Here is a 5,228-nt window from a genome sequence, read left to right as displayed (position 1 = left end):
GCCCTACCCATATCGCTGTTGTTTTTGATGCTAAAGGTAAAACCTTCCGCAACGATATGTATGGCGAATATAAAGCCCAACGCCCGCCAATGCCCGATGACCTTCGACATCAAATAGAAACATTACACAGAATCATTCACGCAATGGGCTTACCTCTTATCCGTATTTCTGGTGTGGAAGCCGACGATGTGATCGGTACTATCGCCCTTCAAGCGAGTAAAGAAGGCCGAGCGACATTAATTAGTACCGGTGATAAAGACATGGCGCAGCTTGTAAATGAGCATGTCACGTTAATCAACACCATGACAGATACCATAATGGGCCCTGAAGAAGTCAAAACGAAATATGGTGTCAGTCCCGATAGAATAATCGACTTCTTAGCACTCATGGGCGACAAGTCCGATAACATTCCAGGGTTACCTGGGGTTGGTGAGAAAACGGCACTGGCAATGTTGCTTGGCGTGGGAAGTGTAGAAAAGATATTAGCGGATCAACAAAGCGTTGTTGAAGTTGGCTTTAGAGGCTCAAAAACAATGCCGGCTAAAATCATCGAAAATGCCGACATGTTAAAGTTATCATATGCACTGGCAACCATTAAAACCGACGTCGAATTAGCACTAGACTGGCATCAAATGACGGTCAAGCCTCAAGACCGTGATGAACTCATTAAATGCTTCGGCGAAATGGAGTTCAAGCGTTGGTTAGCTGAAGTATTAGACAATAAGCAACCACGCGGTACCATCAGCCAAGAGAGCGATGAAGAAATCACCGTATCACCCACCATTGAAGCTGAGTATGAAACGATTCTAACAATGGAAGCACTTGATAAATGGATAGATAAGCTTAACAGCGCTGAACTGATTTCTATTGATACCGAAACGACTAGTCTCAACTACATGGAAGCTGAAATTGTTGGTTTATCATTTGCTACCGAAGCAGGTAAAGCTGCCTATTTACCGTTAGCACATGATTACCTTGATGCGCCGCAGCAAATTGATAAAACCATAGCGCTTGAAAAGTTGCGTCCGATCCTTGAAGGCGATAAACCACAAAAAGTGGGTCAAAATCTGAAGTACGATATGAGTATTTTAGCCAACGCAGGTATTACCCTCAAAGGTATACGCTTCGATACTATGCTCGAATCCTATGTGTTTAATTCAATCGCATCGCGTCACGACATGGACGGTTTAGCGTTAAAATACCTTGGCCACAAAAATATCAGTTTTGAAGATGTCGCAGGCAAAGGCGCAAAGCAACTCACTTTTAATCAAGTACATTTGGATATTGCTGGGCCATACGCTGCTGAAGATGCCGATATCACCCTGCGTTTACATCAACATCTATGGCCAAGGCTTGAAAAAGAACCAGAACTGGCCAATGTATTTAATGAGCTAGAGTTGCCATTAATTCAAGTATTGTCTGACGTAGAACGCCAAGGTGTATTGATTGATTCAATGCTACTTAGTCAGCAAAGTGGTGAGTTAGCCAAAAAGCTTGATGATTTGGAAAATAAAGCCTACGAAATTGCCGAAGAAAAATTTAATCTAGCTTCACCAAAGCAACTACAAACGCTATTTTTTGAAAAACTAGGTTACCCAATAAAGAAGAAAACCCCTAAAGGGGCGCCATCAACAGCAGAAGATGTGTTAGTAGAGCTAGCACTTGACTACCCTTTACCTAAAGTCATTCTTGAACATCGAAGCCTAGCCAAATTAAAGAGCACTTATACCGACAAATTGCCGCTTATGGTTAATGCCACAACAGGCAGAGTACATACCAGTTATCACCAAGCTAATGCTGCAACGGGCCGGTTGTCATCAAGTGAGCCAAACTTACAAAATATTCCAATCCGCACTGAAGAAGGTCGTCGTATTCGCCAAGCCTTCATTGCCCCTGCTGGTCGTAAAATTTTAGCTGCCGATTATTCGCAAATAGAACTGCGGATCATGGCTCATCTATCTCAAGATGCAGGCTTACTAACGGCTTTCGCAGAAGGCAAAGACATTCATAAAGCGACCGCCGCTGAAGTATTTGGGGTGCATTTTGAAGAAGTTACCACCGAGCAACGTCGCCGCGCCAAAGCGGTTAACTTCGGATTAATTTATGGTATGTCTGCGTTTGGTTTAGCCAAACAGTTAGATATTCCACGTAATGAAGCACAAAAGTACATCGACACTTATTTTGCTCGCTACCCAGGTGTACTCAAATACATGGAAGAAACCCGAGCCATCGCAGCTGAGTTAGGCTACGTATCTACATTATTCGGACGTCGTTTATACTTGCCTGAAATTAACGATCGTAATGCAATGCGCCGTCAGGCAGCTGAACGAGCGGCAATTAATGCTCCCATGCAAGGAACAGCAGCAGACATAATTAAAAAAGCCATGATCGCCATTCACCAGTGGATTAACCAAGATACTCAAGGTGAAATTACACTGATAATGCAAGTACACGATGAATTAGTGTTTGAAGTCGATGAGGCCCAAGCAGAAACGCTCAAAACTAAAGTATGTGACTTAATGGCTCAAGCAGCGTCATTGGACGTGACCTTATTAGCAGAGGCTGGCATTGGCGACAACTGGGATGAAGCCCACTAATTGCTGGCTTAAGTTATATTTGCGGGATAAACGTGAGTAACTAAAGCATAAAATACCGCATTCATTTGAATGCGGTATTTTTATTTGGCATTGTGAACATATCCAAGACTAAGCGAGCATTTAGCAAAATAAATATCCTCATCATTTATAACTCCCTCTTATACTTAACCCATGTCTCAATGGTCAATATAATAGTAAATAATGTTACAAGTTCGTCGATCTGATCGACAAATCAAGGTCATTTCGGGTTTGTAATCACAGTTATTATATCTTTAAATGAAAAACTGTTTTTCATTTAAAGGCAGATGGGCTATTATATTCGTCGTAGGGTACAGAGGTTAAGATGTTCAATCTTTCAAACCTTTATTTCACTAGCGATAGTGACTAGCCAAATTCGGCGCCCCAGCAACTTAGGTTGTTGGGGCTTTTTTTTGGTTTTTTTCCATCATTAAAAATATTTAGAGTAAATACTTTAATGATGCGTAAAAAACAGTTATTATAGGGTTATTGAGAGTCATCAAATTGAGTTGATGGCACTTGAGTCTTGTTGAATTTAGCTTCTCCCCAAAAGAGCTAATTTATTTGTACCGATGGCCGTTTGGTTATCGGTTTTTTTTTGCTTAAAAATCATCATTGTTACAATATAGAAAACACAGACGCAAAAAAGCCGACATCGCTGCCGGCTCTTAGTTTTGCTAATCTATATCATACTACTCGACCACTACTCTGACTCTAACTCCGACGCTTGCTCAGCCTTCTGTTCAGCTAACCATTCAGGATGACACCAATCGTTTAAGATGCTCAGCACTTTGGGTTTACCGGTGCCTTTTAGCGACGACAGCGTCTCCACTTGCACTTTATCACCAAAACTTTTTAAAGCTGCACGCACATCATTAACGGTTTTCATTTTGACGCTTTGAGTCAATTTGTCCGATTTAGTTAATAATGCTAATACCGGAATATTACTTAATACAGCCCATTCGATCATTTGCATATCGAGATCTTTCAATGGATGACGGATATCCATCAATACCACCACGCCACTTAAACAAGCACGCTTTTGTAGATATTCGCCAAGCGCTTCTTGCCATTTATGTTTTAATGCTAAAGGAACTTGCGCAAAACCATAACCTGGTAAATCGACTAAACGACGATCATCATCTAGCTGAAACACGTTGATCAATTGGGTACGACCCGGTGTTTTACTGGTTCGAGCTAAACTTTTTTGTTCAGTAAGCGCATTTAGCGCACTAGATTTACCAGCATTAGAGCGCCCAGCGAACGCAATCTCCACCCCGATATCCCCAGGAAGATACTGATCTAAATGCGCAATATCTGGCGCACTGATTAAAAACTTAGCCCTACGGAAATCGATACGAGAATCTGTCACTCTTAACTCCAATTAAATTACTTCTAGTAAACGCATTACCATAAATTTTTAACAATTGCTTACTTTTGCACGTTTTCGTGTAAAATATTAGCCTGATCATATTATATACCCAAGCAACGCTAATATGTGTGATGTAGTCATAAATGATCTCGCTCTTCACGAGCATCGTAAACTACATCAAAGCGCTTGGAAAAACATTTTACCACGCTTGCGGGTCTTCCTAGTAAGCTCAGGACAATAAATTAACTAGAAGTTGGAACGCCATGAAAAAGTTAGCTCTTGCGCTGTCTGTAGTCGCCGCTATGTCATCACCAGTTATGGCTGAAGGTAATGCTGAAGTAGGCAAAACTAAAGCAATCGTATGTTCTGCCTGTCACGGTGTTGACGGCAATAGCATGATTGATATGTATCCTAAATTAGCAGGCCAACACCCTGCATATCTTGAAAAACAATTAACAGAATTCCGATTAGCGGCTAAAACCGGTGGTGCTGAAGGTCGTATGGACCCAATCATGATCGGTATGTCAATGGGTCTAAGCGATGAAGACATAGCTGATATTTCAGCATTCTTCGCTAGCCAAGTAAAAGTTGTCGCCGATGTTGCCGATGTACCAGCCGCAGGTGAAAATCTGTACAAAGGCGGTGATGCTGCCCGTGGTATTACTGCATGCGTTGCATGTCATGGACCTGAAGGTCAGGGTGCAGAAGCAGCTGGTTTCCCTACTGTTGGTGGTCAACATGCTAACTATATCAAAATTCAGCTAACAAAATTCCGTGATGCTAGTCGTCACAATGATTTAAACGGCATGATGCAAGATGTAGCTAAAAAACTATCAGATGCCGATATCGAAGCATTATCTAAATATATTTCAAGTATTAAGAACTAATACTACTAAATATTAGACAATAAAAAATGGGCTTTTAAGCCCATTTTTTTATGATACAAAGTTTACGTTGACGTCAACTTCACCGATTATAGCTTGACAGTGTTGGCACTTTTAGCGTTAAATACACCCCGTACCGAGGTAAACCCAGCTGTTTGTAACATAAATCTAATAACATCAAGCAGGTTTCGGACTGATACATTTAAGATATAAGAATAAAGATAATTCATAATAATAATAATTTAAGACCACTCACTAATAATAACAATAAGAGTCGATGTTTCATTTTGAAATGCAGGTCGTAAAATTTGTAAGGAATAGACCAATTGGTCGACATGCTAATTAGCACTGCCTTAC

Annotated in this window: 3 protein-coding genes; 2 read left to right on the top strand and 1 reads right to left on the bottom strand. The window is 41.0% G+C overall.

The window, feature by feature from the left end; all coding sequences use genetic code 11:
- Positions 1 to 2,597: DNA polymerase I (gene polA / locus H5202_RS17675; protein WP_182773231.1), on the top strand; the 2,597-nt coding region annotated here is incomplete at its 5' end.
- A gap of 721 nt (positions 2,598 to 3,318) precedes the next feature.
- Here the strand turns inward: polA and yihA are convergent.
- Positions 3,319 to 3,987: a ribosome biogenesis GTP-binding protein YihA/YsxC gene (yihA, locus tag H5202_RS17670; RefSeq protein ID WP_182773230.1), complete on the bottom strand. Its 669-nt coding sequence runs from the start codon at positions 3,985 to 3,987 to the stop codon at positions 3,319 to 3,321.
- A 263-nt stretch (positions 3,988 to 4,250) separates the two neighbouring features.
- Here yihA and H5202_RS17665 point away from each other — a divergent pair, with 263 nt between their 5' ends.
- Entirely contained in the window at positions 4,251 to 4,874 is a 624-nt protein-coding gene (locus H5202_RS17665) for a c-type cytochrome (protein WP_182773229.1), read from the top strand.
- The last annotated feature ends 354 nt before the right edge of the window (positions 4,875 to 5,228 follow it).

This window comes from Shewanella sp. SG41-4, assembly GCF_014164505.1.
Taxonomy (GTDB): Bacteria; Pseudomonadota; Gammaproteobacteria; order Enterobacterales; family Shewanellaceae; genus Shewanella.
This window is presented reverse-complemented; position numbering and strand designations above follow the sequence as displayed.